At 62.5% G+C, this 26268-nt stretch carries 28 protein-coding genes; 22 read left to right on the top strand and 6 right to left on the bottom strand.

Annotated elements, in window-relative coordinates; all coding sequences use genetic code 11:
• Positions 1-33: 33 nt before the first annotated feature.
• Entirely contained in the window at positions 34-615 is a 582-nt protein-coding gene (locus KBZ22_RS05465; protein WP_255021326.1) for a non-canonical purine NTP pyrophosphatase, read from the bottom strand.
• A gap of 113 nt (positions 616-728) precedes the next feature.
• Here KBZ22_RS05465 and KBZ22_RS05460 point away from each other — a divergent pair, with 113 nt between their 5' ends.
• From KBZ22_RS05460 to KBZ22_RS05375, 17 genes are all read left to right on the top strand, one after another.
• Positions 729-1724 carry a sodium-dependent bicarbonate transport family permease gene (locus KBZ22_RS05460; RefSeq protein ID WP_254997354.1) on the top strand — a complete coding sequence of 332 codons (996 nt, stop codon included), beginning with the start codon at positions 729-731 and terminating at the stop codon, positions 1722-1724.
• A 4-nt stretch (positions 1725-1728) separates the two neighbouring features.
• Positions 1729-2010 (top strand): P-II family nitrogen regulator, encoded by a 282-nt coding sequence (locus KBZ22_RS05455; RefSeq protein WP_106502474.1) that lies wholly within the window; start codon positions 1729-1731, stop codon positions 2008-2010.
• A 230-nt stretch (positions 2011-2240) separates the two neighbouring features.
• Complete coding sequence (locus KBZ22_RS05450) at positions 2241-2552, top strand: BMC domain-containing protein (RefSeq protein WP_106502566.1); 312 nt, start codon at positions 2241-2243, stop codon at positions 2550-2552.
• 64 nt (positions 2553-2616) lie between these two features.
• A complete protein-coding gene (locus KBZ22_RS05445) occupies positions 2617-4026 on the top strand; it encodes a form I ribulose bisphosphate carboxylase large subunit (RefSeq protein WP_254997356.1) in 1410 nt (469 codons plus the stop codon).
• Between the two features lie 153 nt (positions 4027-4179).
• A complete protein-coding gene (locus KBZ22_RS05440; protein ID WP_254941125.1) occupies positions 4180-4521 on the top strand; it encodes a ribulose bisphosphate carboxylase small subunit in 342 nt (113 codons plus the stop codon).
• A gap of 117 nt (positions 4522-4638) precedes the next feature.
• A complete protein-coding gene (locus KBZ22_RS05435; RefSeq protein WP_255021325.1) occupies positions 4639-7005 on the top strand; it encodes a CsoS2 family carboxysome shell protein in 2367 nt (788 codons plus the stop codon).
• Between the two features lie 7 nt (positions 7006-7012).
• Positions 7013-8518 carry a carboxysome shell carbonic anhydrase gene (locus KBZ22_RS05430; protein ID WP_255021324.1) on the top strand — a complete coding sequence of 502 codons (1506 nt, stop codon included), beginning with the start codon at positions 7013-7015 and terminating at the stop codon, positions 8516-8518.
• 1 nt (position 8519) lies between these two features.
• On the top strand, positions 8520-8801 hold the full coding sequence (locus tag KBZ22_RS05425) for a carboxysome peptide A (RefSeq protein WP_255021323.1): 282 nt from the start codon (positions 8520-8522) through the stop codon (positions 8799-8801).
• Positions 8801-9052 (top strand): carboxysome peptide B, encoded by a 252-nt coding sequence (locus KBZ22_RS05420; protein ID WP_255021322.1) that lies wholly within the window; start codon positions 8801-8803, stop codon positions 9050-9052. The genes KBZ22_RS05425 and KBZ22_RS05420 overlap by 1 nt, the downstream gene beginning before the upstream one ends.
• A 63-nt stretch (positions 9053-9115) precedes the next feature.
• Positions 9116-9745, top strand: a complete 630-nt coding sequence (locus KBZ22_RS14335; RefSeq protein ID WP_273328270.1) for a BMC domain-containing protein — start codon at positions 9116-9118, stop codon at positions 9743-9745.
• 5 nt (positions 9746-9750) lie between these two features.
• A complete protein-coding gene (locus KBZ22_RS05405) occupies positions 9751-10218 on the top strand; it encodes a ferritin-like domain-containing protein (RefSeq protein WP_255021320.1) in 468 nt (155 codons plus the stop codon).
• Between the two features lie 22 nt (positions 10219-10240).
• On the top strand, positions 10241-12100 hold the full coding sequence (locus tag KBZ22_RS05400) for an NAD(P)H-quinone oxidoreductase subunit F (protein ID WP_255021319.1): 1860 nt from the start codon (positions 10241-10243) through the stop codon (positions 12098-12100).
• 7 nt (positions 12101-12107) lie between these two features.
• Entirely contained in the window at positions 12108-13652 is a 1545-nt protein-coding gene (locus KBZ22_RS05395; protein WP_255021387.1) for an NADH-quinone oxidoreductase subunit M, read from the top strand.
• Positions 13652-14791, top strand: a complete 1140-nt coding sequence (locus tag KBZ22_RS05390; RefSeq protein WP_255021318.1) for a CO2 hydration protein — start codon at positions 13652-13654, stop codon at positions 14789-14791. Before KBZ22_RS05395 ends, KBZ22_RS05390 begins: the two co-directional genes overlap by 1 nt.
• Before the next feature lie 75 nt (positions 14792-14866).
• On the top strand, positions 14867-15124 hold the full coding sequence (locus KBZ22_RS05385; RefSeq protein WP_255021317.1) for a 4a-hydroxytetrahydrobiopterin dehydratase: 258 nt from the start codon (positions 14867-14869) through the stop codon (positions 15122-15124).
• On the top strand, positions 15121-16047 hold the full coding sequence (gene cbbX, locus KBZ22_RS05380; protein ID WP_255021316.1) for a CbbX protein: 927 nt from the start codon (positions 15121-15123) through the stop codon (positions 16045-16047). Before KBZ22_RS05385 ends, cbbX begins: the two co-directional genes overlap by 4 nt.
• A gap of 24 nt (positions 16048-16071) precedes the next feature.
• A complete protein-coding gene (locus KBZ22_RS05375) occupies positions 16072-16560 on the top strand; it encodes a hypothetical protein (RefSeq protein WP_254941114.1) in 489 nt (162 codons plus the stop codon).
• Between the two features lie 24 nt (positions 16561-16584).
• Here the strand turns inward: KBZ22_RS05375 and dnaA are convergent, their stop codons facing one another.
• A complete protein-coding gene (gene dnaA / locus KBZ22_RS05370; RefSeq protein ID WP_255021315.1) occupies positions 16585-17976 on the bottom strand; it encodes a chromosomal replication initiator protein DnaA in 1392 nt (463 codons plus the stop codon).
• A gap of 97 nt (positions 17977-18073) precedes the next feature.
• Here dnaA and KBZ22_RS05365 point away from each other — a divergent pair, with 97 nt between their 5' ends.
• The 3 genes from KBZ22_RS05365 to KBZ22_RS05355 are packed head-to-tail and all read left to right on the top strand — an operon-like array spanning position 18074 to position 20528.
• Entirely contained in the window at positions 18074-19198 is a 1125-nt protein-coding gene (locus KBZ22_RS05365; RefSeq protein WP_255021314.1) for a trypsin-like peptidase domain-containing protein, read from the top strand.
• On the top strand, positions 19195-19812 hold the full coding sequence (locus tag KBZ22_RS05360; protein WP_255021313.1) for a TIGR04282 family arsenosugar biosynthesis glycosyltransferase: 618 nt from the start codon (positions 19195-19197) through the stop codon (positions 19810-19812). The genes KBZ22_RS05365 and KBZ22_RS05360 overlap by 4 nt, the downstream gene beginning before the upstream one ends.
• Positions 19803-20528 (top strand): TIGR04283 family arsenosugar biosynthesis glycosyltransferase, encoded by a 726-nt coding sequence (locus tag KBZ22_RS05355; RefSeq protein ID WP_255021312.1) that lies wholly within the window; start codon positions 19803-19805, stop codon positions 20526-20528. Before KBZ22_RS05360 ends, KBZ22_RS05355 begins: the two co-directional genes overlap by 10 nt.
• On the opposite strand, the gene KBZ22_RS05350 is transcribed toward KBZ22_RS05355, so the two are convergent.
• Positions 20525-21013: a GNAT family N-acetyltransferase gene (locus KBZ22_RS05350; protein ID WP_255021311.1), complete on the bottom strand. Its 489-nt coding sequence runs from the start codon at positions 21011-21013 to the stop codon at positions 20525-20527. The two genes, KBZ22_RS05355 and KBZ22_RS05350, sit on opposite strands and share 4 nt — an antisense overlap.
• Positions 21014-21021: 8 nt before the next feature.
• On the opposite strand from KBZ22_RS05350, the gene KBZ22_RS05345 reads away from it, so the two are divergent.
• Entirely contained in the window at positions 21022-21858 is an 837-nt protein-coding gene (locus KBZ22_RS05345) for an alpha/beta fold hydrolase (protein WP_255021310.1), read from the top strand.
• A gap of 1 nt (position 21859) precedes the next feature.
• Here KBZ22_RS05345 and KBZ22_RS05340 read toward each other — a convergent pair whose 3' ends face one another.
• Positions 21860-23659, bottom strand: coding sequence for an ABC transporter ATP-binding protein (locus KBZ22_RS05340; RefSeq protein ID WP_255021309.1), 1800 nt, complete (start codon positions 23657-23659; stop codon positions 21860-21862).
• Positions 23659-24306 (bottom strand): ATP phosphoribosyltransferase, encoded by a 648-nt coding sequence (gene hisG / locus KBZ22_RS05335; protein WP_255021308.1) that lies wholly within the window; start codon positions 24304-24306, stop codon positions 23659-23661. The genes KBZ22_RS05340 and hisG overlap by 1 nt, the downstream gene beginning before the upstream one ends.
• Positions 24307-24358: 52 nt before the next feature.
• Between hisG and gloB the strand changes: the two genes are divergently transcribed.
• Entirely contained in the window at positions 24359-25102 is a 744-nt protein-coding gene (gene gloB / locus KBZ22_RS05330) for a hydroxyacylglutathione hydrolase (protein ID WP_255021307.1), read from the top strand.
• Here gloB and KBZ22_RS05325 read toward each other — a convergent pair.
• Complete coding sequence (locus KBZ22_RS05325; protein ID WP_255021386.1) at positions 25099-26214, bottom strand: ABC transporter ATP-binding protein; 1116 nt, start codon at positions 26212-26214, stop codon at positions 25099-25101. The two genes, gloB and KBZ22_RS05325, sit on opposite strands and share 4 nt — an antisense overlap.
• Positions 26215-26268 lie beyond the last annotated feature (54 nt).

The following is a 26268-nucleotide window of genomic DNA, read 5'->3' as shown; positions in this document are numbered from 1 at the left end:
GCTACTGGCAATTGAGTTATTGGCAATTGAGCATTAGTTGCTCAGCTCCAGCAGGCGGAGCAACTTCGGGGCAAGCGCCCGAGCTGCCTTGCCGCGGCTGCCGAGCTTGGCCTTGAGGTGGGTGCCCATCAGGGCGTAGGAGCATCCTGCCTCGCGCACATAAAAAAGGCTGTCGTAACCAGGGCCATGACCCTGGGGAGCGCGCAATATCTGGCCGCGGCAGATCCCCTCGGCCTCGGCCCTGGTGGTGCCGGATGGATCGGCCAGGGCCATGGCGCTGCGGAAGCTGGCTCCGCGATAAAGGCTGTCGCCTAGTTCTTTCAACAGACGGTGAATCCGCTCGTGGTCGGTGGGGGCGTATCGGGCCGAAAAAACACCCGGAGCTCCATCCAGGGCATCCACCTCGATGCCTGAGTCGTCGGCGAGGGCCCAGTGGCCGGTGATGCGGGCAACAGCCTCGGCTTTGAGACGGGCATTAGCGAGGTAGGTCGCTCCCGTTTCTTCAATATCGAGACCGGGCGGCTGGGGCAGGACATCCAGCTCAACCAGCTCAAGCATCGCGCCGATTTCGGCCACCTTGTGGGGGTTGCCACTGGCCACGACCAGGATCGGCATTCAGCAGGAATCGGGGCAAGTCATTGTCCCCCAAGGAGGTGTCTATTTCCTGCAGCAGACCTACGGTTGGTAAACGCCTTGGCCCCCGCGTGATTGGGTTCCAGGGGTGACCGATGGACCCAAGCCTGATTCTGCAGAACCTGGTCAGCCCACCGGTGCTGTTTTTTTTCCTTGGCGTGACCGCCGTACTGGTGGGATCGGATCTGGAAATTCCAGCCCCAATCCCAAAGCTGTTCTCCCTCTATTTGTTGCTCGCCATCGGATTCAAAGGTGGCTTGGAGCTGGAGCACAGCGGTCTCGGTGGCCAAGTGCTGCCCACGATCGCCGCCGCGATGGCGATGTCGCTACTGGTGCCTCTCTACAGCTATCTGGTGCTTAAAACCAGGCTGGATGGGTTTAATGCTGCCGCCATTGCCGCCACCTACGGATCGATCAGCGCGGTGACCTTCATCACCGCCGAGAGCTTTCTGGAAACCCAGAACCTGCCCTTCGATGGCTTCATGGTGGCTGCCCTGGCCCTGATGGAATCGCCGGCCATCATTGTGGGACTGCTGCTGGTCAAATTGGCAGCCCCCACCCAGCAAGCAGCGGGGCCGAAGATGGGCTGGAGCTCCGTGCTGCGGGAGTCATTTTTAAATAGCTCGGTATTTCTGCTGGTAGGGAGTCTGGCGATTGGCTTATTGGTTGCAGCTTTCAGCCCAGCCAGCATCGACAAAATGCTGCCATTCACCGACAAACTTTTCTATGGAGCCCTCAGCTTCTTCCTGTTGGACATGGGGATCGTTGCGGCCCAACGGATCCGAGATTTACGACAAGCGGGAGCCTTTCTGATCGGCTTTTCGGTGTTGATGCCACTTTTTAATGCCCTAGTAGGCACCCTGATCGCCCGAGGTCTGGGCCTTGGACCTGGTAATGCTCTGCTGTTTGTGGTGCTGTGCGCTAGCGCCTCCTACATCGCGGTACCAGCAGCGATGCGAATGACAGTGCCGCAGGCCAATCCCAGTTTGTATATATCTACAGCGCTGGGAGTCACATTTCCCTTCAACATCATTGTTGGCATTCCCCTCTACATGGCCATGATTAAGGCCTTGCTTCCCACTGCCGGATAAATCAATGAAACGCCTCGAACTGATCCTCAGCGAGCGGGAGTTGGACGCGGTGATCCAGGCAATGGAAATAGCGGGTGTGCCCGGTTACTCCGTAGTCAGGCACGTCACCGGCAAGGGTCCGCATGGCTCCGTGTCCGAGGGCATGGAATTCAGCGGTCTAGGCGCCAATGCCCATGTGATCGTGTTCTGCGAAGCGGATTTGCTGGATGCACTGCGGGCTGCCCTGCGCCCCCTTTTGACCTACTACGGCGGAGTGGCGTACGTCACAGACGCCGAGGCCCTCTAGATGCTGGGCAAGCAAATTTTGATCAAAACGGGTTTGGTGGGGCTGGAACCCCTTGCCAGCACTGCAATGGCAAGCATTGCCTAACGTTTTGTGATGCACTGATCAGCCTGCCTTATCTAAAGGCGACGCAACAGTGATGGTCGGTTCCGGCTGAATGGCTTGACGGGGGGTTTGGCTGCCGACCATGGTTGCGAGCGAACATTCAACCCCACCTCCACCAGGAGCAGGTAATGGCAACTGAATCCATGGGCATCGCCCTCGGCATGATCGAAACTCGGGGGCTGGTGCCCGCGATCGAGGCGGCTGACGCCATGACCAAGGCCGCCGAAGTGCGCCTGATCGGTCGTGAATTCGTCGGCGGCGGTTACGTCACCGTGATGGTGCGCGGTGAAACCGGCGCCGTCAACGCAGCTGTGCGCGCCGGGGCCGACGCCTGCGAGCGCGTGGGCGACGGTCTTGTGGCAGCGCACATCATTGCGCGCCCCCACCGCGAAGTGGAGCCTGCCCTGGGCAACGGCAACTACGCCGGTCAAAAGGACTGAGTCGCTCAGCGCCTGACGCGTTGATCTATCTCAATCCCTTACCCGCCCAAATCGGAGAAACTCCATGAGCAAGAAGTACGAATCCGGGGTCAAGGAGTACCGCGACACCTATTGGACTCCTGATTACATCCCCCTAGACACCGACCTGCTGGCGTGCTTCAAGTGCACCGGCCAAGAAGGTGTTCCCAGGGAAGAGGTTGCCGCTGCTGTGGCCGCTGAATCCTCAACCGGCACCTGGTCCGCCGTGTGGTCCGAGCTCCTCACCGACCTCGACTTTTACAAAGGCCGCTGCTACCGCATCGAAGACGTTCCTGGCGACAAGGAAGCCTTCTATGCCTTCATCGCCTATCCCCTCGACCTGTTCGAAGAAGGCTCCATCACCAATGTGCTGACCTCCTTGGTCGGCAACGTGTTCGGCTTCAAGGCCCTGCGCCACCTGCGTCTGGAAGACATCCGCTTCCCGATGGCGTTCATCAAGACCTGCATGGGTCCCCCGAACGGCATCGTGGTTGAGCGCGACCGTATGAACAAGTACGGCCGTCCTCTCCTGGGCTGCACCATCAAGCCGAAGCTCGGCCTGAGCGGTAAGAACTACGGCCGGGTTGTCTATGAGTGCCTACGCGGCGGTCTGGACTTCACCAAGGACGACGAAAACATCAACTCCCAGCCTTTCCAGCGCTGGCAGAACCGTTTCGAGTTCGTTGCTGAAGCTACCAACTTGGCTCAGCAGGAAACAGGCGAGAAGAAGGGGCACTACCTCAACTGCACCGCTGCAACTCCTGAAGAGATGTATGAGCGCGCCGAGTTCGCTAAAGAACTGGGCCAGCCCATCATCATGCACGACTACATCACTGGTGGCTTCACCGCTAATACCGGTCTTGCCAAGTGGTGCCGCAAGAACGGCATGTTGCTGCACATTCACCGTGCCATGCACGCTGTGATTGACCGCCATCCCAAGCACGGTATTCACTTCCGAGTGCTGGCAAAGTGCCTGCGTCTCTCCGGTGGTGACCAGCTGCACACCGGCACGGTGGTCGGCAAGCTGGAGGGTGACCGCCAGTCGACCCTCGGCTATATCGACCAACTGCGCGAATCCTTCGTCCCCGAAGATCGCAGCCGCGGCAACTTCTTCGACCAAGATTGGGGCTCCATGGGCGGCGTGTTCGCCGTGGCCTCCGGCGGTATCCACTGCTGGCACATGCCCGCACTGGTTGCCATTTTTGGCGACGACTCGGTGCTGCAGTTCGGTGGTGGTACCCACGGTCACCCCTGGGGCTCAGCTGCTGGTGCTGCTGCTAACCGCGTGGCTCTCGAGGCCTGCGTCAAAGCCCGTAACGCCGGTCGTGAAATCGAGCGCGAAGGCCGCGACATCCTTCTGGAAGCAGCGAAGCACAGCCCTGAGCTAGCCATCGCCCTGGAGACCTGGAAGGAAATCAAGTTCGAGTTCGACACCGTCGACAAGCTCGACACCTGAAATCGTCAGTCTGAGATGGTGAGTGGGTCAGGCAACTTGCCTACTCACCTCCCAGAACGGAAGATTCAGATCTAGAGATTAAACTAATCTCTACGAACGAGATTAAGAGCCTTTCATATAAGGTTCAAACATTCCATCCACACAAGGATCCCCATGCCTTTCAAGAGCACCGTGGGTGACTATCAAACAGTCGCCACCCTGGAGACATTCGGCTTTCTACCGCCGATGACTCAGGACGAGATCTACGACCAAATCGCTTACATCATCGCCCAGGGTTGGAGCCCGCTCGTTGAGCATGTCCATCCCAGCAACTCCATGGCGACCTATTGGTCCTATTGGAAGCTGCCCTTCTTCGGCGAGAAGGATCTGGGTGTGATCGTGAATGAGCTTGAGGCTTGTCACCGCGCCTATCCCGACCACCACGTTCGCTTGGTGGGCTACGACGCTTATACCCAAAGCCAGGGTTCCTGCTTCGTGGTTTTCGAAGGACGCTGATCCCAGCCCTTCCGGGGCTCGAGCCATTGGCCTGAGCCCCAACTCTTTTCCTCTGCGGGCTAGTTCGCGCTGCGAACTGGTCAGCACCTTTTCAGATATTCCATTCGACGGGCGGACATGGCCAGCTCATCCAGCCGGGAAGCAGCTCTAGAGCGCCGCAAGGCCCTCACCAACGGTGGCAAAAAAGCCGCCAACCGGTTCACTTCCGGTCCGAGCCGTGTGCGCTCGGTTGAAGACGCTCGCCCCACCCGCACAGCCCCAGCGATGGAGGCCCCAGCATCGGTGGCCAAGGCTGCCCCGGCCGTGAACGCCCGGGGTGCTGCCTCCCAGCGCAGCCTTGCGGCACCCACCGGCTCCAGCCGGACGAGCCAAGCCCGTCCAATCGCCAATCCCAGCAGAGATTTGGTGCTTGCCCGACGGGAAGCCCTTTCCAAACGCGGCAAACGTGCCGACACCTCCAGCGACCGCACCCGCACGGACCTGGCCAAAATTGCACCAAAAGCCCAGGCACCTGCAGCGGAAGCCAAGTGCAAATGCCAGGGCGAAACCGCTGCTGCACCGGCCCTAACAAGCCTCAGTAATCGCACTAGCCAAACAACTAGTAGTGGTGCCGATCGCCGTGCCACAGCCAAGCGGCTCTCCCAACTGGATCCCAGCCGGGCCCTTGTGCTCGCCCGCAGAGAAGCTCTCTCGAAGCGTGGTAAGTCAGCTAACGCGCCCAAGAGCACTACAGCCGCGTCGGTATCCCGCCAGGGCAATCCTGATATGAGCGCCCGCGAACTTTCCCAGAAGGTGCGTGAACTGCGGGCCAAGGTTGGCAGCGCTGGTTCCAGCAGAGCTGGCGGCACCCGCCCCTCTGGCCCAAACCGCCACGGCGCCAAACAGGCAGCAGCCGCAGAAGCCCACTGGAAAGTGGGCGTGAGCGAAACCAGCTCTGGCCAGGTGGTGACCGGAACCCAGGCCAATCGCTCAGAGAAAACCACTGGTAACGAAGCAGCTACCTGCCGCGCCATTACAGGCACCGAGTATCTCGGCGCCGAAGTGTTCCAGACCTTCTGCCAGAGCGCTCCGGTGGCAAGCCAGCCAGCCAAGGTTCGCGTAAGCGCCACCACCCACGGCAACCGGGTCACTGGTAATGAGGTCGGTCGCTCTGAAAAGGTGACCGGCGATGAGCCCGGTACCTGCAAAAACATCACTGGAACCGAATACGTTTCCGCCAATCAGTCAGCAGCCTTCTGCGGCACCTCCAGCCCCAGCCCTAGCCCACGCAAGGTTGGACGCAGCCAGACCGAGGGAGGTCAGGCAGTTTCAGGTGTGATGGTTGGTCGCTCAAGCCTTGTCACGGGTGACGAACCCGGCTCGGGCAAGCAACTCACCGGCTCCCAGTACGTATCCGATCAAGGCCAGGTGACCGGACGCGCACCTACCAAGGTCGCAAGCTTGCACACGCTTCGGGGCACGGGCATCACCGGCACCCATGTGGGCCGCAGCGAGCATGTCACCGGTGATGAGCCCGGCAGCTGCCGCCTGGTAACTGGTGATGAATACGTCGGCAGCCAGCAATACGCCGATTTCTGCGGCAGTAAGCCCGAGCCGGAGGCCGCCAAGGTGGGCTTCAGCGTCACCAATCGGGCCCAGGTTGTCAGCGGAACCCACACTGGCCGCTCCTCCAATGTCACCGGCGATGAGCCCGGCACCTGCAAGGTCGTAACCGGCACGCCCTACGCCGGCCTTGAGCAGGCAGGGGATTTCTGTAACAGCAAGTCTGTCGCCGAAATTCGTCAGCGCACTCCGGTGCGGGGCTCTAACCGCATGAGTGGCATACAACCAGGCATTGGCGGTGTCCTCACCGGTGCCGGCCGCGGAGCCTGCGAAGCCGTCACCGGTACTCCATATATCGGTGGCGATCAACTCGCCAAGGTCTGCGGTGCCGCCGCATCCCAGGACTCCGACTTCCCCCAACCCCTGGCGGGCAGCCAGCCCTGGCAGCAATTCAGCATCCAATCCCCGGCTCGCTCGGCCCAAGTGGGGCGAGAACCAGCCGGGGCCGTAACCGGCACCAGCTACGAGCAGGGCAGCAGGATTACCGGCCCTTTTGACCTGGCCGGTGACATGGTCACCGGCACCGAGCAATTCCGTTTCGACCGTCGCGGCAGCAGCCAAATCGCCCGGGGGCCCATTGAGGTTCCTTTGAGCGTCGACGAGGATGCCCGTCCAACCTCCAGGGTTACCGGCGAAGGCATTTCTGCTGGCTTGAAGATCACTGGTGATGACTGGGATCGAGGTGATCGGGTCACCGGCACCGAGGGTGTTTCAGCCCGGCGCCGCAACCCCACCCGGCCAGGCTCGAAGACCTCGATGCCCGCGGCTCTCCAGCCGAAGCGCAACGAGGAGCGTCCCGAACCGATCTGCCGTGTCACGGGTTCCAGCGGTAGCACTACTGCCGGCTCCCTGATCACCGTGTCTGGCGGGGCCCGCGGTTGATCTCCTGATGCCCCGACGCCCTCTTGCCACTGCCTATCGCCCGCTGGCTCCGACGGCTCCCCGCCGTCGGCCAGGTGCCGCTGCCGCGAGCGAGCTAGTGGCGACTGGCTTGCATCCGCTTAGCGATGGCCAGCTCAATGGGGTCCTGAGGGCTTACGAAGACCAGGTGAAAGGGGCATTTGATCGCATTGTGCCTTTGCTCAAGCGCCTCTCAGCCCTGCAGCACGAGGCTGATTTCATCGAGCAGGCCCAGCGGCTGGCCAGGGCCGAACTGGGCTTCGAGTTGCCGTTGCCCATTCTCGAAAAGGCCTGGGTGAGCCAGCTCGACATGCGCACCTTGTTCGCCTGGTGTGTATTTGAAACCTACGAACAAACCAGCGACGCTTTCTTTCAGCACGATCCCCTAGGAGGCAAGCCTGGCAGTCCCGCAGCCGAGGCCTTCAATGAGTTTCTACTGGCCTGTGGATTCCACCTACTCGACGCAACCCCATGCGCTGACGGGCGCCTGGCCCATGCCATGGCCTACGCCCTGCGAATTCCATTCAGTTCGGTGCGGCGGCGTTCCCATGCCGGTGCCCTGTTTGACGTTGAAAACACGGTCAACCGTTGGGTCAAAACTGAACATCGCCGCTACCGCGAAGGTCAGCCCAATTCGGCGCACGAAGACACCCGTTACCTCAAGGTGGTGCTCTACCACTTCAGCTCAAAAGATCCCCTGCATGAGGGCTGTGCTGCGCACGGCAGCGATGACGCCTTGGCTGCCTCCTGTGGCCTAGCCCGCCTCAAGGATTTCCAGCAGGCCGTCGAAAACAGCTTCTGCTGTGGTGCCTCAGTAGATCTGTTGCTACTCGGCATCGACACCGACACAGACACGATTCGCGTGCATGTGCCGGGCATTGATGGCAGCACCAATCTGGAAAGCTGGCTGGATGCACAAGCGGCCTATGAGTCCACCCGCCATCTCAATGCGGTTGAGGGCCGTGCCCGCATTCAATCGCTGGTGGAGCAGGCAGCGGCCAGCAGTCCCGATCCGGGCATGGTGAAGCTGATTGCTCGCTTGATCGAGAACAACATCTCCCAGATCGACTATGTGCGTCAGTACCACAGGGGCAGCTACGGCGATGCTGGCCATGCGGAGCGCTTTATCGGTGTGGGCATAGGCTTCAAGGAGATCCACCTGCGCAATCTCACCTATTTCGCCTATATGGACACGGTGGAGGAGGGAGCGCCGGATTTAGATGTAGGCATCAAGATTTTCAAGGGCTTGAACGTTTCTCGGGGCCTGCCTGTGCCAGTGGTCGTGCGCTTTGATTACAACGGCCAAGTGCCCGGGGCGAGGCAGCGAGCGATCCGCAATTGTCAGAGGGTGCAAGCCGCCATGGAAAACCGCTATCCCGAGTTGTTTGAGCAGGGCCTATTGCATGCTCTGCTTACCGTGCGGGACCAAGACCGTCACACCCCAGCTGAAGCTGTAGGTTCCACCATCACATTCGCGAGCGGAGGAGGGCACTGACATGTTGATCTGCAAGGTGGTTAAACCACTGGTGTCTACCAATCGCATTCCAGATTTTGAGCACAAGCACCTGCAGGTCGTGCTCGATGGCAGCACTCAGAAAGTTGCAGTTGATGCAGTGGGTTGCGTACCAGGCGACTGGGTGATCTGTGTCGGCAGCTCAGCTGCGCGCGAGGCCGCTGGAAGCAAGTCGTACCCGAGCGATCTAACGATCGTGGGAATCATTGACCACTGGGATCCTGATGCTGGTAAGGCGCAAGCTCCGACAGGAGGGGCCAGCTAATGGAAATCATGCAGGTCACCGGCTCTTTGGTTTGCAGCCAGCGGGTTGCCGGATTAGATCATTCCAACCTGCGCGTGCTTCGCAGCGCTAAGGGCAAGCTGAGCGTTGCGGTTGACCCTGTCGGTGCATCCCCAGGTAACTGGGTATTCACCGCCAGTGGCTCTGCCGCCCGCTTCGCCTGCGGCAACCCCGAGGTGCAAACCGATCTGACGATCGGCGGAATCATTGATTTCTGGGAGCCCGATGGCTAGGTGGCCCGGGTAGCTCGCTGCCCGATCGACCTGTCATCACTCCAGCCCCCATACTCCTGAGCCATGGCCACCCCCACCCCTAAATCCACCACCAGCGGAGCTGCTGCTGCCAAACCCGCCCCCGCGGCAGCGGCAGCCAGCTCCACACCAGTGGCTGCAGCGGCGGCGGCCAGCTCGACCCCACCTGCAGCGGCCCCCAAAGCCCTGCCAGCGGCGGCAGCCCAGTCCCCTGCGGCGAAAGCCGTAGCCAAGCCAGCTGCCTCGACAGCGCGCCGTGCTTCCAGCACGACCCGCCGCTCTAGCGCCAGCTCAACCGGCGCCCGTACCGGTGCCGGCAAGGGCGCCGGCACCACCCCCCCCACCACTCCTTCGCGCAGCAACGCCATGGCTCCTTCCATTCAGGGCATCGCCCTCGGCATGATCGAAACCCGTGGCCTGGTGCCGGCGATTGAAGCCGCAGACGCCATGACAAAGGCCGCTGAAGTAACCCTGATCGCCCGTGAGTTCGTTGGCGGCGGCTACGTCACCGTGATGGTGCGCGGCGAAACAGGTGCGGTGAATGCAGCAGTGCGTGCCGGCGCTGATGCCTGTGAGCGCGTCGGTGACGGCCTGGTTGCTGCCCACATCATCGCCCGTCCCCACAGCGAAGTGGAGCCTGCCCTGATCGCCACTGCTACCACCCGTCGCCTCTGATGGCCATGGGCGCCGTTCATCCGCGCGTCCTGGGTTACCTCGGCCGCGCCTTGAGCTTGGAATTTTCCGCAGTTCAGCAGTACATGACCCAGGCCTCCCTAGTGGAGATCTGGGGTGATGGTGATTCGGCTGCCCGGTTTCGACGTGAAACCGTGGAAGAAATGCAGCACGCCGAACGTCTGGTGCAGCGCATGCTTGCTCTGGGGGTTGCTCCTGCCGCATCCCAGTTGAGGCCCGTTGCCCATGCCGCCGACCTGGTCGGACTACTCCGGCTCAATCTCGCCCTCGAAAACGACCTGATCCATCACTACGCCGAGGCTGTTCGCTTTTGCGTTTTGGTGGGTGATGGCGCTAACGAAGTCCTGTTCAGGAGTCTCTGGAACGACGAACAGCAGCACGGCGAAGATCTGAGGGCCTGGCTGCGCAGCCTTGGCTTCAGCCCCAATCCCTCGATGGAACGGGCCACCTTCTGAGCCGACCGACGCCCATCCCCCCTTGCTCGCCCCACCCCTGCCACTTTCGATCCAGCTGGCCTGGTTGATCCCGCTCTATGGGTTCAGCGGCATGGTTTTGTCCCTGCCGTGGGCTGCTGGATGGATCAAGCGTCACGGTCCTCGCCCTGCGGCCTATCTCAACCTGATCGTCACGCTGCTGGCGGTGGTGCATGGCACCGTGATGCTGCAGCAGGTATGGCTGCTGGGTCCCCAGCACATCGAGCTGCCTTGGTTTCAGGCTGCCGATCTCGACCTGCGCATCGGCTTAGACCTATCCCTGACCAATCTGGCCGCCCTGGAGTTGGTGACTGGACTGAGCTTGGTGGGTCAGGTTTTTGCCCTGGGCTACCTGGATAAGGAGTGGGCCTTGGCGAGGTTTTATGCCCTTGTTGGTTTCTTTGAAGGAGCCCTTGCCGGAGTTGTACTGAGCAGCAATCTGTTTATGAGTTATTTCCTGCTGGAAATGCTCACCCTTTCCACCTATCTGTTGGTGGGGTTCTGGTATGCCCAGCCACTGGTCGTTACGGCGGCCAGAGACGCCTTTTTGACCAAGAGGGTTGGCGATGTATTGCTGCTGATGGGCGTAGTCGCTCTCTCAGCTTGGGCTGGCTCGATGGAATTCGACGACCTTTACGTGTGGGCAGCTGAAGCCCATGCCAATGGGTCCCTAACCCCGCTTGCGGGCACCCTGCTCGGGCTGGGCCTGATCGCCGGCCCCATGGGTAAGTGCGCCCAGTTCCCCATGCACCTCTGGCTTGACGAGGCCATGGAGGGTCCAAACCCAGCTTCGATTCTGCGCAACTCCGTAGTTGTGACCGCTGGAGCCCTTGTGCTGCTCAAGGTGATGCCGCTGCTGCAGTTTTCACCTCTTGCCGTTGATGTGTTGCTGGTGGTGGGCACAATCAGTGCCCTGGCTGGTGCCCTGGTGGCGATCGCCCAGGTCGATATCAAGCGTGCCTTCTCCTACTCCACAACCTCCTATCTGGGCCTGGTTTTCATCGCAATCGCCCTGCAGCAGCCTGCTATTGCCATGTTGCTGTTGTTTGCCCATGGCCTGGCCAAGGCCCTGCTGTTCATGAGTGTGGGCAGCGTTATCGCCACCACCAGCTGCCAGGACCTCACCGAGCTGGGTGGACTGGGCTCCCGCATGCCTGCCACCACAACCGCCTACCTGGTTGGTGGAGCGGGCCTGGTGGGTTTGCTGCCCCTTGGCTGCTTCTGGTGCTTCGGCCTGCTAGTGGAGGCGCTAGGCCGCACCGCACCATTTTTCGCCGCAGTTGTGCTGATCACCAATGCCCTGACAGCCTTCAACCTCACCCGGGTATTCCGGCAGGTGTTTATGGGAGCGCCACTGCCGAAAACTAAGCGGGCCCCTGAGGTGAACTGGCTGATGGCCTTACCAATGGTCAGTCTGACTGTGCTGGTAACCCTGCTACCAGCCTTGATGGCCCGGATAGATCCGGTACCTGGCCTTGCCTCCTTCCCCCTGCCCCTAGCCACTGCAGTGGTGGCAAGCGGGGTGGCTGGAGTAATCGGCGGCTGCCTGGCGCCGTTGCACAAGTTCTGGTCCCGATCGATGTTCCAGCCCCTGCGGTTGCTCCAGGATCTACTGGCATACGACTTCTACACCGAGCGCATCTACAAGGTGACGATTGTGGCAGCGGTAGCCGGCCTGGCTAGATTTAGCAACTGGATCGACCGGGCCCTAGTGAGTGGCTTTGTCAATGGCATTGGCAGGCTGTCCCTGGCGAGCGCTGAAGGGCTGAAGCTCTCGGTTAGCGGCCAGCTGCAGACTTACGTCCTGACGGTTTTGTTGGCCATCGTGCTGCTGCTCACCTCGCTGCAGTGGTTGCACGGATGAGGAGCACCTGATGCTTAGCCTTCTACTACTGATCCCTCTAGCCGGAGCACTTTCCCTGGCCCTCTGGCCCGGCAACCCTGCGCCCGGACGCATGCGCACCGTGGCCCTGGTGGTGCTTGGCCTGCAGTTGGTCTGGAGCCTGCTGGTGCTGCTCCGCTTCGACACCGGCCTCAGTGGCATGCAGCTGCAGGAGTCATTTGTCTGGGTCGGCAGCATCGGCCTCGATTACCGGCTCGGGGTCGATGGTCTGTCGATGCCGCTGGTGCTGATCAATTCAGCTCTCACCTTGGTTTCGGCGATCTGCACCCGCGACATTAACCAGCGGCCCCGCATCTACTTCGCCCTTTTACTGGTTATCAGTGGCGCAGTCAACGGTGCTTTCTTAGCCGAAAACCTGCTGCTGTTTTTCCTGTTCTATGAGCTGGAACTGATCCCTCTCTGGTTTCTGATCAGCATCTGGGGCGGCGCCAACCGGGCCTACGCGGCTACAAAGTTTCTTATTTTTACAGCCGTCTCGGGAATTTTAATCCTCGGCGCATTCTTGGGCCTCTCCCTGTTAACCGGCAGTGTGGACTTCAGCCTCACCCCGGTCACCAGTGAAAGGCTGGCGATGGGAGGTCAGCTGGTGCTACTGGGGGCCCTGCTAGTGGGATTCGGCATCAAGGTGCCCCTATTCCCATTTCACAATTGGCTGCCCGATGCCCACACCCAGGCCTCTACACCTGTGTCAGTGCTGCTGGCAGGGGTGCTGCTGAAGCTGGGCACCTACGGCTTGCTGCGTTTCTGCATGGGTCTTTTCCCGGAAGCCTGGGCCCTGCTGGCGCCGGGATTGGCCATCTGGGCAGCAGTTTCTGTGCTGTTTGGCTCCCTGGCAGCGATCGCCCAGCAGGACATGAAGCGGATGGTGGCCTACAGCTCCGTGGGTCACATGGGCTACATCCTGCTAGCCGCTGCAGCTGCCACACCGGTTGCCCTGCTCGGGGCGGTCTTCCAGATGGTGAGCCACGGTCTGATTTCAGCCCTGCTTTTTCTGTTGGTGGGCATTGTGTATCGCAAGACGGGCACCCGGGATCTCTCGGTGCTGCATGGTCTGCTCAACCCGGAACGGGGTCTGCCCTTCACAGGCACCCTGATGATTTTGGGGGTGATGGCCAGTGCCGGTATGCCGGGCATGGCCGGCTTCATTTCGGAGTTCATGGTGTTCCGCGGCAGCATCACCGCCTTCCCACTGGCGACCTTGCTTTCGATGGTTGGTTCGGGCCTGACGGCGGTTTATTTTCTATTGCTCGTTAATCGCGCCTTCTTCGGCCGCCTAGCGGTGACACCGGCCAGCGATGCGGTTTCCGATGGTCGCCTCGATGTGCGCCTGGCCCCAGTGGCACCCCGCGAAACCATACCCGCCATGGGACTGGCCTTTGCTGTGGTAGCCATCGGGCTGCTGCCCTCGGGCCTCGGTAAGTTGAGCGAGGCCGCTTCCACTTCCATGGCCCAACTGCCGGCTCTGGTGGCCGCCCTGCAACTGGCAGCCCTGCATCCATGGGGGGTGGGCTGATGCCAATCATCTCTGCCGAACTGGTCCACGCTGGGGGTAAGCCTGCTGCCGCAGAACTCGAACAGCAGCTACTCAGCGGCCAGACCCTGCTCAGCGAATCCGCAGACCACCTGATCGAGGTGGTGGATGTGCTCAAGAGCTACGGAGAGGTGCTGGATGCCTACAGCATCAACCTGATCTTCCAAGCCGAGCAGCAGTTCCTGCTGCCCTTTCCACTGTTCAAATACCTTGACGGTGACAAAAACCCAGCCAAGATCTGGCGCCACCTAATCCACGACCGGATCAACTTCGAATACGCCGAATATTGCATGAAGGCCATGCTCTGGCATGGCACCGGCGGCCTTGATGCCTATCTGGATTCCGATGCGTTTGCGGCTAACTGCGCAGCGATCATTCGCCGCAAGACCCGGCTTGATCCTTTGCTGGCCCTACTCAACCCCCTGTTCAGGGGCTTCCTGCCCGAGCTGATTCGTACCGCGGCCACCACCCACGCTCTCGGTCAGTTTTGGCGGGTAATGAGCGATCTTTTCATCGATCTGGCCGAGGCTGAGGCAGACGGGAGGGTGGCCAGCATCGACGCCGTGGTCGAGTTCATCAAGGACGGACTTGTCGCCGCCGCTGCCAACCCGATCATCTACGGAGTGGAGGTTGACGGCGAACACTTTTGGGTGCTGCCACCGGAGGCTGGTCTTACCTTTCTTGTGGATGTGGCCGTGCCATATGTGGAGGCTGTCTTTCTGCGGGGCATGCCGTTCCTGGGCACGGTTAGTTTCAATGCCCAGGCCCAGCAGATCTCACCGGACCAGGCGCAGTTTGCCTACGGCGCCCTATTTGCCGACCCCCTACCGAGCATGGGTGCCGGCATTCCACCCAGCCTGCTGATGCAAGACATGTTCAGGCATCTGCCGGAGCGGTTGCACCAGTGGTATCGCGAGCGCACTCGGGGGGAGGGGGATGTGCGGGTGAAAATCTGCATGAGCTTCCAGAAGTCGATGTTTTGTGTCACCAATGCGGCGATACGTGGCACCTTCCCCCAGCCGCTCAATAGCAGCGAACCAGCAGCCCAGGCAGCAAACCGCGCCTATGCCGCAGCCTGGGCCTCCCGCCTGGCCACTGCCCGCACTGATTGCCTTGACTGAGATTGCCTTGACTGATCTTGCCTTGACTGATCTTGCCTTGACTGAGCCCCAAATGACCTGTTTTAGCTTCAAGTAATGGACCAACCCTGGACCCCGCGCCCCAAACCCGAGCAGGCCGAAAGGCTGGAGCGGCGCATTGAATTCAGCGACTACGCCAGCACCAGAGACTTTCTGGAGAGGCTCAATGCCCTCTGCGAGACCGAACAACGCTTCCCTGATATCAGCTTCGGGCGCACCTACGTGAACCTGACCCTGCGCGCCGAAACTGAAGACTCCCCAATCGAAGCAGCAGACTGGGCCTTCACAGCAGCAATTGATGCTCTGGTCTGTTGACACTCCCAGTCCCCGGCAACGACACGGTGATTGATCTACAGGCGGCCTATGAAGGAGCTGGCATTCAGGCGATGCTTGATCAACTCGACCTGGAGCTGATCGGCCTACGGCCGGTGAAGGCGCGCATCCGAGAAATCGCAGCCTTACTGGTGGTCGACAGGGCCAGGCAGCAAGTGGGGCTCGAGACCAAGCCGCCCAGTCTGCACATGTCATTCACGGGGCGACCGGGCACTGGCAAAACCACAGTCGCCGCTCGGATGAGCAAAATCCTGCACGGTCTCGGCTATGTGCGCAAAGGCCATGTGGTGACCGCAACCCGCGACGATCTGGTGGGGCAATACATCGGCCACACCGCGCCAAAAACCCGGGAAATGCTCAAGAAGGCAATGGGCGGCGTGCTCTTTATCGATGAGGCTTACTACCTCTATCGACCAGAAAATGAAAGGGATTACGGCGCCGAAGCCATCGAAATATTGCTGCAGGTAATGGAGGGTAATCGCGACGACTTAGTAGTAATTTTTGCGGGCTACAAAGATCGAATGGATATTTTTTATCAATCTAATCCAGGGCTCTCATCCCGTGTAGCAAACCATATCGATTTCCCGGACTATAGCGCCGAGGAACTGCTTGCCATTGCCCAACTAGTGCTAGCCGCAGAAAACTACCGCTTCAGCCAGGAGGCCACTGCAGCTTTTGCTGACTACATCCACCGGCGCATGCAGTTGCCCTTCTTCGCCAATGCTCGCTCCATTCGTAACGCCATTGATAGAGCGCGAATGCGCCAGGCCAACCGCCTATTCAGCCGCATCGGTAGCCCCCTAACCAAGCTCGACCTGATGACGATCGAGGCAGAAGACATCACGGCTAGCCGTGTATTTGACGGTGAAGTAGAGGGACTAGACCCATCTAGGCCCCTAACCTAAAATCAGAGCTGATTTGATCGCCCCATGTCACTTACACGCCTTACCGCAGCCGGATTTGCCCTGGGAGTGGCCCTTTGGGGCGGCAGTGCCGGTGCGGCCCCCACATGCACCTTTCTGCAACCGGTTGGGGGAAATGGCAGCTCACGGATCGTGTCCAAATCGGTGGGAGCGGCCAAGGTAACCCCGATCGGAATGGCCTTCGGTCGCACCAACTGGAACACCGACTTTCTGGTGGACCAGCCTTACACCAGCTTCAAGTTCTTTTTCACCGCCAACAGCTCCGACCCAAAGGCCAAGTACCCCGTTGAGGCCTACATGAAGTTCAGCGATGGCTCAAGCCTGCAGATGTTCAATACAGAGATGAATCCGCCGATGGGCACAGGCAAAATGTTCGGCCCCTTTGCAAGCGTGCCCGGCAAGCAGGCAACCCAGATGAATTTCAAAGTAGGGGCAAGCAAGGATCCCGGCGCCTTGGGCTTCAGCTACAGGATTTCAGTGCAGGGGTGCCGCTAAATTTAATATAATTTTAGCAGAGCTTTAACGACGTTTTCGAGAGTCAATCTGCAGCAGGTCTCGCACCTGCTGCACTTGGCGTGAAAGAACCGGATCGCTATTGAGTTTGCGGTCGATTTGCTCAACGGCATACATCACCGTGGAGTGATCCTTGCCACCAAAAGCCTCGCCGATGCGCGGCAGGCTCAAATTGGTGCTCTGGCGCATCAGGTACATACCCACCTGGCGGGCCTGACTGACGGCTCGCTTGCGGCTAGCGCTGCGCATCTCTTCTACGCCCACACCGAACACCTCGGCCACCTTCTCGATTACCTGGACCGGCTTCACCTCCACATCCCCACCACCGGGATCGAGCATGGGGGCCACCGATTCCACCGTCATCGGCAGGCCGGTGATCGAGGCGAAGGCCACCGCCCGGGTTAGTGCCCCTTCCAGCTCGCGGATGTTGGAGGTGAAACGGCCGGCGATGAACTGGATCAGGTCGCGGGGCAGCACCATCTGCTCCTGCTCGGCCTTCTTGTGCAGGATCGCCATGCGGGTTTCCAGGTCCGGAGCCTGGATATCGGCAATGAGGCCCATCGAGAAGCGGGAGATCAGCCGCTCCTGCAATCGAGGAATCTGGGAGGGAGGGCGATCGGAGGCAATCACGATCTGGCGGCCCGCCTCGTGCAGGGCGTTGAAGGTGTGGAAAAACTCCTCCTGGGTGTATTCCTTGCCCTCAATGAATTGAATGTCGTCTACCAGGATCAGGTCGGCAGCGCGGTAACGGTCGCGGAAGGCCTGCATGCCGTCCTTGCGGATCGCCTGGATCAGGTCGTTGGTGAAGGTTTCGGTGCTCACGTAGAACACCCGCGCCTCGGGGTTGATTTCAAGTCGGTAATGGCCGATCGCCTGCATTAGATGGGTTTTGCCCAGCCCGACTCCACCGCACAGAAATAGGGGGTTGAACTCCCGGCCCGGTGCCTCGGCTACCGCTAGGGACGCAGCGTGGGCCATGCGGCTGTTTGGTCCAACCACGAAGCGGTTGAACACGTAGCGAGGGTTGAGGCCCGGCGCCAATTTTCGGGGGGTCTCGCCCGTAGCCCGTGGCGCGGCATCACGACTGGTCACTGCCACCGGAGCCAAAACCGCCACTGCACCACTGGCGGACGCCGCAATGATGTCATCACCGCTGGCTGCGGAAACCCGAACCTGAACCTGGCGGCCTGCGATCTCACTGGCAACCGCCTCGATCGTGCCGAGGTAGTTCTTGCGCAGCCAGCCACAAGCAAAGCTATTGGGGGCCTCAAGCTGAAGCTGGCCGGCCTCAAATCCCTGACAGCGAGCCGGTCGTATCCAGGTCTCAAAGGTGGGCTTGCTGAGGTTGGCCTGCAGGGCCTGCTGAACCTGGTGCCACAGCTCCTCTCCCTGCTGCACCGAGTTCCGCCGTATCGAAGTAGCCGAATCTACGCATGGTTGCGCAGCAGAGCCGTCTTTAATGAAACGGATTCAGACCTGGCCCAGTTCCATCCCCATGCTCCGCCTCTCCCCCCGCTGTCGAGCTGCGCTAGTCGCCCCTGCAGCGCTGCTGCTGGTGGGCTGCAGCCAAGGGCTGCCTGGGCTGCATGGCCGCCAGAGCACCCAGACACCGATCAGTGATGCACCCCCAACGCCGCCGCTGCAGCAGGGCAACACCCTGATCGTTGATGCGGTGGCCAAGGTGGGGCCAGCCGTAGTGCGAATCGACACCGTCAAGCGCCTGGTGAACCCCCTGGGCGGCCTGTTTGGCCGCGGACCCACCATTCAGCAGCAGCAGGGCCAGGGCTCGGGCTTCATCACCCGTTCTGACGGAGTGTTGCTCACCAATGCCCACGTGGTGGAAGGAGCCAGTGAAGTGACTGTGACCCTGCCCGATGGCCGCAGCTTCACTGGCAAGGTGCTCGGCAGCGATCCGCTCACCGATGTAGCGGTAGTGAAGGTGGTGGCCTCCAAGCTGCCGGTGGCTCCTCTGGGAGATTCAGCCAAGGTGCGCCCGGGCGAGTGGGCCATCGCCATTGGCAATCCGCTGGGCCTCGACAACACCGTCACAGCTGGAATCATCAGCGCGATCCAGCGCACCAATGCGGTAGGTGAGGGCCAGCGCGTGCCCTACATCCAGACCGACGCCGCCGTGAATCCCGGCAACAGTGGCGGCCCCCTAATCAATGACCGGGGTCAGGTGATCGGCATCAATACAGCCATCCGTCAGGCCCCAGGCGCCGGCCTGAGTTTTGCGATCCCAATCAACGTTGCTCGCCAGATCGCCGCCCAGATCCTCGAGAAGGGCTCCGCCAGCCATCCCTACATCGGCGTACGACTGCAGGCCCTCACGCCCCAGTTGGCTAAAGAGATCAACGCCAGCACCGATGAATGCCGGCTACCCGAGGTGAATGGGGTGGTGGTGGTGGAGGTGATGCCCGGCAGCCCAGCCTCAGAGGGTGGCCTCAAGCCCTGCGACCTGATCGACCAGGTGGGAGGCAAGGCCGTAAAGAACCCCTCCGAGGTGCAGCTGGCCGTGGACCAGGGCCGGGTGGGTCAGCCCTTGGCCGTATCCCTGCGTCGCGGCGACGGGCGGCTGACCCTGCAGCTAAAGCCAGCAGAACTGCCTCGCCAGGGGTGAGTGCTACCTGCAGTCGCCAGCTGATCGTGATGGCCCGCTGGCCGGCTCCGGGCCGTTGCAAGCGACGCTTGGCCCAGGAGCTTGGCGCGGCCAGGGCCGCCCAAATTCAGGCGCGGCTAACAGTTCACACCCTGGCGGCGGCTAGGGATGCCCGCCAGGGTTACGGCCTTGAACTTGTGCTTGCCGTTGAGGGCTTGGGTGGCCTCGCCGCCAGCCGATGGGGCCAGGCGCTCGGGGCGGACAGAACCGTGCTTCAGGGGCGAGGGGCTCTGGGATTGCGCATGCAGCGCCAGTTTCAGCGTGCCGCCAGGGAGGGGGCCAGCAAGGTGGTGCTGATCGGCAGCGACCTGCCCGAGCTCGAAGCCAGCGACCTTTCAGCCGCCTTTACGTCCCTTGGGCACTGCCAGGGGGTGTTGGGCCCGGCTCTCGATGGGGGCTACTGGCTGATTGGGCTGCGGCGTCCCGAGCCGGAGCTGCTCGCAGGCATCGCCTGGGGGGGAGCGCAGGTGCTCGAGCAAACCCTGGCGGCAATGGCGCGTCGGGGTCTGGAGCCGGAACTGCTAACCCGCCGCGGCGACCTCGACTGGGCCAGGGACCTGCTGCCATGGCGCTGATCACCCCAAAAATCTCCGTGGTGATTGCGGCCCGCAATGAGGCGCCGCGGCTGCCTCTGTTGCTGGCCGATCTGGCGGCGGGGTGGGAGTTGCTGAAGGAGATTGTGGTGGTAGATGGCGGCAGCGCCGATGCCAGCGCCCGGGTGGCGGCCCTAGCCGGTGCCCAGGTGCTGGCCAGCCCCCCCGGCCGGGGGAGGCAGTTCGGCTTGGGAGTTGAAAGCAGCAGCGGCACCTGGCTACTGCTGCTGCATGCCGATGCACGCCTGCCAGAGCGCTGGCAGCAGGCCGTGGCACGGGCTATCGACCGCGATGGGCCAAAACATATCGATGCGGCCTGGTATTTCGACCTGAGGATCGCTGGGGCTGGCCTTGGCCTGCGGTTGGTGGAGGCGGGAGTAGCGCTGCGCAGCCGCTGGCGGCAGCTGCCCTATGGCGACCAGGGCTTGCTGCTGCCCCGATCGCTGCTGCAGCGGGCAGGGGGCCTGCTGCCCTTACCCCTGATGGAAGACCTGGAGCTGGTGCTGCGGCTGCGGCGCCACTGCCGGCTAAGGCCGCTGGGTGCCCAGCTGAGGGTTGATGGTCGCCGCTGGCAGCAGCTGGGCGTATGGCAGACGGCACTTAGCAACGCCCAGCTGCGGCGGGCCTGGCGGCGGGGCGGCAGCGCCGAGGAGCTCGCTAGCCGTTACTACGAAACCGGTGAAATGAGCCGGCGCTAGGGCGAATACCAGAAAGCGCAACGGCGCTGCAGCGGTTCAAGTTCCCAGCCCTGGGCGACATAGAAGGCCACCACCTCTGGGTCGGCAAACAGGCTGACCCGATCCACTTCCATCGAGCGCAGCTGATCGAGGACGTAAACCATCAACTGCTTGCCCAGCCCAGCACCTTGATAAAGGGGATGTACTGCCACGTCCCAGACGGTGGCCTCGACGACGCCATCGCCGGTGCAGCGGGCGAAGCCCACCAGCTTTGGCATCCGGGGGTCGTGGCGCCACAGACCCACCCTCAGCAGGCTGTGCTGGAGGGCTTTGCGCACGCGGCGCAGGGGCCGGCGGCTCCAGCCCACGGCATCGCAGAGCCGCTCAAGCTCGAACAAGTCGATTTCCCGCTCGCGGCTGAGCACCAGGCTGAGCTGGGAATTGGGCGTGGGGCAGAGCCGGTGCTGGTCCCCGTAGAGGCTGGTGAGGAGCTCGGCCGAAGCCACAGGGGCGGGTGCAACGCAATGGAACGATCCTGCCCGATGGTCGTTCGAGTTGCGATCGCTGCGCCAGCCTGGGGGGCCCGGGTTGCCGAGCGCTGGTGTACCAAGCCCCCTCCCCCCTGCTGGTGGCACTGCATGGCTGGCTGCTGGCAGGCAGGTTGTGGACGCCCCTAGCCGCAGCGCTGGCACCACGCTGGGAGCTGTGGAGTCCGGATTTACCGGGCTTCGGCCAGCGGCCCAGGCCCCGGGGGCTGCAGCCAAACCTGGCCAGCTACGGCCGCTGGCTAGCTGCAGCGGCCCAGGAGCAGGCGGGCGGCAGACCAATAGTGCTGCTGGGCCATTCCCTCGGGGGCAGCATCGCCCTGCATGCGGCGCCCCTACTGGGCGAGCAACTGGTGGGGGTGATCCAGATCGCCGCCGGCGGTGGTGTCTATCAGCCGCGAGCCTTTGCCCAGGTGCGCCGTGGCGGCGCCCTGTTTTTGCGCTGGCGTCCTGGCTGGCTGGCGGAGCTGCCGGGCAGCGATCCGGTGCGCAGCCCCCTGCTCGCCGAGCGCCGGGCAGCCCAGGGCCTGCTGGCCTGCAGCACCGGCCCTGGGGCGGTGCGCCAGCTGCCCCAGCTCACTGCCCGCCTGCAGGTGCCAAGCCTGTGGATTGCCGGCGAACGTGACCAGGTGATGGCATCTCGCTATGTGCGCCATCTGGCCGGTTACGCCCCAGAGCACGAGTTCATCGAGCTGGCTGGAGCTGGCCACCTGCCGATGGGCCAGATGCCTGAGCAACTGGCTGCGCCGATTCAGCAGTGGCTCAGCCGGTTGCCAAGCAGCCAGTTGCCAGGGTCTGAAGACTGATTCAGAGCGCCGCCAAGCCCCGCTCCTGCAGGTCGGCCAGCTGGGCATAGACACCCCCCGCCAGGCGCAACTCGCTGTGGCTGCCCTGCTCAATCAAGTGCCCCTTGCGCAACACCAAGATGCGATCTGCCGCCTCCACCGTGGCAAGGCGGTGGGCAATCACGATGGCGGTGCGCTGCTGCAGCAGGCGAGAAAGATCCCGCTGCAGGGTGGCTTCGGTGGAGGGATCCATAAAGGCCGTGGCCTCATCCATCACCAGCACTGACGGATCGCGGATCGCCACTCGGGCCACTGAGAGGAGTTGGCGCTCGCCGGAGGAGAGGTTGCCACCGCGCTCACGCAGCTCGGTGGCCAGCCCATCAGGCAGGCGCCGCAGCAGGGGCTCTAGGCCAAGCTCAGCGCAGATCTGATGCAGGGCTTCGCTGCTGATCGGGGCGTCGAGGCGCAGATTGTCGGCCACGTTGCCGCTGAACAGGAAGGTGTCCTGCAGGACCACCCCTAGCCGCTGACGCAGGGTGGGAATCGGCAATTGGCGGATGTCGATGCCATCGAGCAGGATCCGGCCGCGCTGGGGCTCATAGAGCCGGCACAACAGCCGGATCACGGTGGTTTTGCCTGAGCCGGTAGGGCCCACAAGGGCCACGTGTTCACCGGGAGCAATGCGGAAGGAAAGATCGGTGAGGATCGGGTCGTCTTCTCGATAGGCAAAAGACACGTTGTCGAAGATCACTTCACCAGCACTGGCCCGCTTACTGCCGCTCTGAATGGCTGCAGCAGAGCGTTCGCTAGCTGGTAGATCAGCGATCTCGATCGGTTGCTCGAGCAGCTCGCCGATGCGTTCAACAGCGGTGAGGCCCCCCTGGATCTGGGTGAAGCGCTCCGCCAGCTGGCGCAGGGGATCAAACAACCGCTGGGAATAAAGGATGAAGGTGGTGAGGGTGCCTAGGCCCATGGCACTGCCGAGCACCATCCAGCCGCCCAGGGCAAGCACCACGGCCACGGCGGTCAGGGCTACCCATTCGATGAAGGCCGAGATGGCGCTGTCAAACAGGATTGTGCCGTTGACGGCCTCGCGATAGGCGGCGGTGACCTGGGAGAAACGGGCGCTGTTGGTGGCCTCGCGGCGGAACATCTGCACCACTTCCAAGCCCTGGAGGTTTTCCTGCAGATCGGCATTTAGCTGGCTGAGCTCCTCGCGCACCCGGTAGTTGGCCTTACGGAAGCGACCTTGCAACCAAAGAATGCCGAGCACCACCGGCACCTGGCTGACCAGCAGAAGCAGTCCGAGCCGCCACTCGATCGAGATCATCGTGACTGCGATCACCAGCAGGGTGACCAGGTCCGCCAGCACACCCACGGCGCCACTGCCAAACACCTCCGCTAGGGCATCGACATCACTGGTGAGCCGGGTGAGCAGCTTGCCAACGGGAGTGCGGTCGTGGAAGCGCAGCGACAGTGCCATGGCGTGGGCAAACAGGTCGTCGCGGATGCGGGCGGTGAGCCGCTGGCCAACGGCCTGAACGTTGAAGGTTTGGATGCCCTGCAAACCCAGACGCAGCATCACCGCACCAAGCAGCAACAGCACCAGCAGGCGCAGGGCCTCCGGCACCGCCATGCCATCAAGCCAGCCCAGGGTGGGCTCTCGCCGCAACACGGCGATTGCCTGGCCCACCAGCAGCGGCTGCACCGCAGCGGCGAAGGCCACCGGGATCAGCAGCAGCAGGGTGAGGCCGAGGCGGCGGCGATCACGGCCGAGGTAGGGCAGCAGGCGGGCCAGGCGTTGCCGGTCAAGGCCTGCCATCAGCTACCTCGGGGGTTGGCAACCAGAGCGATGCGGTCGACGATTGCCTGTAGGGGACCGTCGTCGAGTCGCAGAGCTAAGGGGTGGCCCACCAGCCTGGCGGTGGAGTGGAAAAGATCTTCAATGGCGATCAGGCCGTTTTCCTCCAGGGTGCGACCGGTGGCTACCAGATCGACGATCGCCTCACTCATGCCGGTAATCGGTCCCAGCTCTACCGATCCAGCTAGATGGATCAACTCCACCGGTAGGTCGAGGGCATCAAAGAAGGCCTGGGCGCAGCCGGTGAATTTGCTAGCAACGCGGCAGTGGGCGGGCAGGTCGGAAGCGCGCCGATAGCCACTACTTGCCTTCACCGCCACGCTCATGCGGCAACCACCGAAACCCAGATCGAGCAGCTGGGCTACCGGCAGCTGGTGTTCGCGGATCACGTCGTAGCCCACCACGCCGAGCTGGGCCTGGCCGTAGGCCACGTAGACGGGCACATCGGCATTGCGCACCAGCAGGGCCCGGGCCTGACCGCAGGCGCTGGGCACCATCAACTGGCGGTTGCCGGGCTCAAGCAGGCCAGCGAAATCGAGACCAGCGGCCGCAAAACGGGCCACCGAATCCTTCAGCAGGGCACCTTTAGCGAGGGCGACGGTGATCATGCCGGGGCTGCAGCGGTGATCATGGAAAGGCGCCACAAACTGGACTTTAACGATGCAGCAACTCAGCGTCGGGCTGATTCCGGTACTGCGCGACAACTACATCTTTCTGATGCAGCGCCAGGGCCAGGCGGTGGTGGTCGATCCTGCCGTGGCAGAGCCAGTGATCGCTGCCCTCGAGCAGCAGGGGCTGGAGCTGGTGGCGATCCTGCACACCCACCACCACAGCGACCATATCGGCGGCACCCCCGGACTGCTGGCCCGCTGGCCCAAGGCGGCGGTGCTGGCTAGCCGCGACGACCTGCTGCGAATTCCGCTGCAAACCATGGGGGTGGGCGATGGCGACAGCGTTGAGTTGCTGGGTGAGCAGGTGCAGGTGATCGCCGTGCCGGGGCATACCCGCGCCCACATCGCCTACTACCTGCCCGCTTCCGGGCACCTGTTCTGCGGCGACACCCTGTTTGCCGGGGGTTGCGGGAGATTGTTTGAGGGCAGCGCAGCCGACATGCATGCATCGCTGCAGCGGCTGGCCCAGCTACCGGCAGCCACCAAGGTGTGGTGCGCCCATGAATACACGCAAGCCAATTTGGGCTGGGCCGCCGCGGTGGTGGCAGCCAGCGATCCCTGTGCCGGTGCTATCGAGGCGCGGCTGACGGCGGTTGGGGCGGCGCGGGCCCGGGGCGAAGCCACCATCCCCAGCAGCGTGGAGCTGGAGCGAGCCACAAATTTGTTTGTGCGAGCTAGCAGCCCGGAGCAGTTGGCCGAGCTGCGGCTCAGTAAGGATCACTGGCCCAGCTAGGGCCGCTGGGCAGGGGGGTCAACCTGCAGCGCCTGCTGGGATGGGAAGAGCACACCAAGGGCTCCGGGGCGCAGGGCTAGCAGGCAGCGTTGGCCCCGGCTGTATTCGGCCTCCAAAGGCAAGCGCAGCCGCAGTTTCAGATCACCGAGCTGCACTCGGTAGAGCCATTCCCGGCCCAGGAATTCGCGCCCCTGCACCCAGGCCTCGCCCTCCGCATCTGGATGGAGACCAATCGCCTCAGGACTGACCAGCACCTCCTCGCTTTCACCTGCAGTTCCCCCTTGGGGCAGCCGGGAGGAGCCGGCTGTGGCGTGCAGGCTTCCTAGAGCTGTGATCACCTGCTCACCACACCGCTGGGCCGGCAGCAGGTTGCCTTGGAGCACAAAGCGCCCCACAAAGGAGGTGGCGGGGTGCTGCACCAGGTGCCTGGGGCTGGCGCATTGATGCAGCCCCCCATCGCGCAACACCGCCACTCGATCACAGATGGCGAGTGCTTCTTCGGGATCGTGGGTAACGATCAGGCCGCTGGCACCACAGCGCGAAAGCACGGCGGGCAGCTCGCTGCGCAGCCGCAGGCGCACCTCCACATCGAGGTTTGAGAAGGGTTCATCGAGGAGCACCACGGAGGGGCCCGGCGCCAGGGCCCGGGCCAAGGCGAGCCGCTGGCGCTGACCGCCCGAAAGCTCGTGGGGATAGCGGCACTCCAAGCCATTGAGCCCGAGCAGCTCCATCAACCAGCTAGCCCGGCTGCTGTCCTGACCCCGCCGCAGGCCAAAACAGGCATTGCGCCAGGCGTCGAGGTGGGGGAACAGGGCGTAGTCCTGGAAAACCATGCCAACGCCGCGGCGCTCCGGTGGCAGCCAGCGGCCGGGACCGGCCACGGCCCGGCCGTCGATCAAAACAGAACCGCGCTCTGGCCGCTCAAAGCCAGCGATCAAGCGCAGCAGGGTGGTTTTGCCGCAACCGGAGGGTCCAAGCAAGCCCACCAATTCGCCCTGATGAAGGGCTAGATCAATGCCCTGCAACGTCCAGTCGCCTGCTGTGGCATTGGCGTAGCGGTGCCACAGGCCTTGCAGCTGCACGTGTTCGCGCAACGGCAACTCGGCAGGCATCAGCTCGGCAAGGGGGCTGGCGATCGGCGCAGGACCGGCAAGGGCCATAGGCTC

This window comes from Cyanobium sp. L1E-Cus, assembly GCF_024345755.1.
Classification (GTDB): domain Bacteria; phylum Cyanobacteriota; class Cyanobacteriia; order PCC-6307; family Cyanobiaceae; genus Cyanobium_A; species Cyanobium_A usitatum.
Note: the sequence above shows the minus strand (reverse complement) of the source record. Positions and strands in the feature narration are given on the sequence as shown.

What these genes read in the sequence shown, in the direction of transcription:
- KBZ22_RS05445 (WP_254997356.1), top strand. Translation starts at nt 2,617, where the DNA reads ATGAGCAAGAAGTACGAATCCGGGGTCAAGGAGTACCGCGACACCTAT.
- KBZ22_RS05385 (WP_255021317.1), top strand. Translation starts at nt 14,867, where the DNA reads ATGGACCAACCCTGGACCCCGCGCCCCAAACCCGAGCAGGCCGAAAGG.
- KBZ22_RS05435 (WP_255021325.1), top strand. Translation starts at nt 4,639, where the DNA reads ATGGCCAGCTCATCCAGCCGGGAAGCAGCTCTAGAGCGCCGCAAGGCC.
- KBZ22_RS05450 (WP_106502566.1), top strand. Translation starts at nt 2,241, where the DNA reads ATGGCAACTGAATCCATGGGCATCGCCCTCGGCATGATCGAAACTCGG.
- KBZ22_RS05340 (WP_255021309.1), bottom strand. Translation starts at nt 23,659, where the DNA reads ATGGCAGGCCTTGACCGGCAACGCCTGGCCCGCCTGCTGCCCTACCTC.
- gloB (WP_255021307.1), top strand. Translation starts at nt 24,359, where the DNA reads ATGCAGCAACTCAGCGTCGGGCTGATTCCGGTACTGCGCGACAACTAC.
- KBZ22_RS05390 (WP_255021318.1), top strand. Translation starts at nt 13,652, where the DNA reads ATGCCAATCATCTCTGCCGAACTGGTCCACGCTGGGGGTAAGCCTGCT.
- KBZ22_RS05460 (WP_254997354.1), top strand. Translation starts at nt 729, where the DNA reads ATGGACCCAAGCCTGATTCTGCAGAACCTGGTCAGCCCACCGGTGCTG.
- KBZ22_RS05425 (WP_255021323.1), top strand. Translation starts at nt 8,520, where the DNA reads ATGTTGATCTGCAAGGTGGTTAAACCACTGGTGTCTACCAATCGCATT.
- KBZ22_RS05325 (WP_255021386.1), bottom strand. Translation starts at nt 26,214, where the DNA reads ATGCCTGCCGAGTTGCCGTTGCGCGAACACGTGCAGCTGCAAGGCCTG.
- KBZ22_RS05455 (WP_106502474.1), top strand. Translation starts at nt 1,729, where the DNA reads ATGAAACGCCTCGAACTGATCCTCAGCGAGCGGGAGTTGGACGCGGTG.
- KBZ22_RS05375 (WP_254941114.1), top strand. Translation starts at nt 16,072, where the DNA reads ATGTCACTTACACGCCTTACCGCAGCCGGATTTGCCCTGGGAGTGGCC.
- KBZ22_RS14335 (WP_273328270.1), top strand. Translation starts at nt 9,116, where the DNA reads ATGGCCACCCCCACCCCTAAATCCACCACCAGCGGAGCTGCTGCTGCC.
- KBZ22_RS05365 (WP_255021314.1), top strand. Translation starts at nt 18,074, where the DNA reads ATGCTCCGCCTCTCCCCCCGCTGTCGAGCTGCGCTAGTCGCCCCTGCA.
- KBZ22_RS05440 (WP_254941125.1), top strand. Translation starts at nt 4,180, where the DNA reads ATGCCTTTCAAGAGCACCGTGGGTGACTATCAAACAGTCGCCACCCTG.
- KBZ22_RS05405 (WP_255021320.1), top strand. Translation starts at nt 9,751, where the DNA reads ATGGGCGCCGTTCATCCGCGCGTCCTGGGTTACCTCGGCCGCGCCTTG.
- KBZ22_RS05355 (WP_255021312.1), top strand. Translation starts at nt 19,803, where the DNA reads ATGGCGCTGATCACCCCAAAAATCTCCGTGGTGATTGCGGCCCGCAAT.
- hisG (WP_255021308.1), bottom strand. Translation starts at nt 24,306, where the DNA reads ATGATCACCGTCGCCCTCGCTAAAGGTGCCCTGCTGAAGGATTCGGTG.
- KBZ22_RS05420 (WP_255021322.1), top strand. Translation starts at nt 8,801, where the DNA reads ATGGAAATCATGCAGGTCACCGGCTCTTTGGTTTGCAGCCAGCGGGTT.
- KBZ22_RS05430 (WP_255021324.1), top strand. Translation starts at nt 7,013, where the DNA reads ATGCCCCGACGCCCTCTTGCCACTGCCTATCGCCCGCTGGCTCCGACG.
- KBZ22_RS05465 (WP_255021326.1), bottom strand. Translation starts at nt 615, where the DNA reads ATGCCGATCCTGGTCGTGGCCAGTGGCAACCCCCACAAGGTGGCCGAA.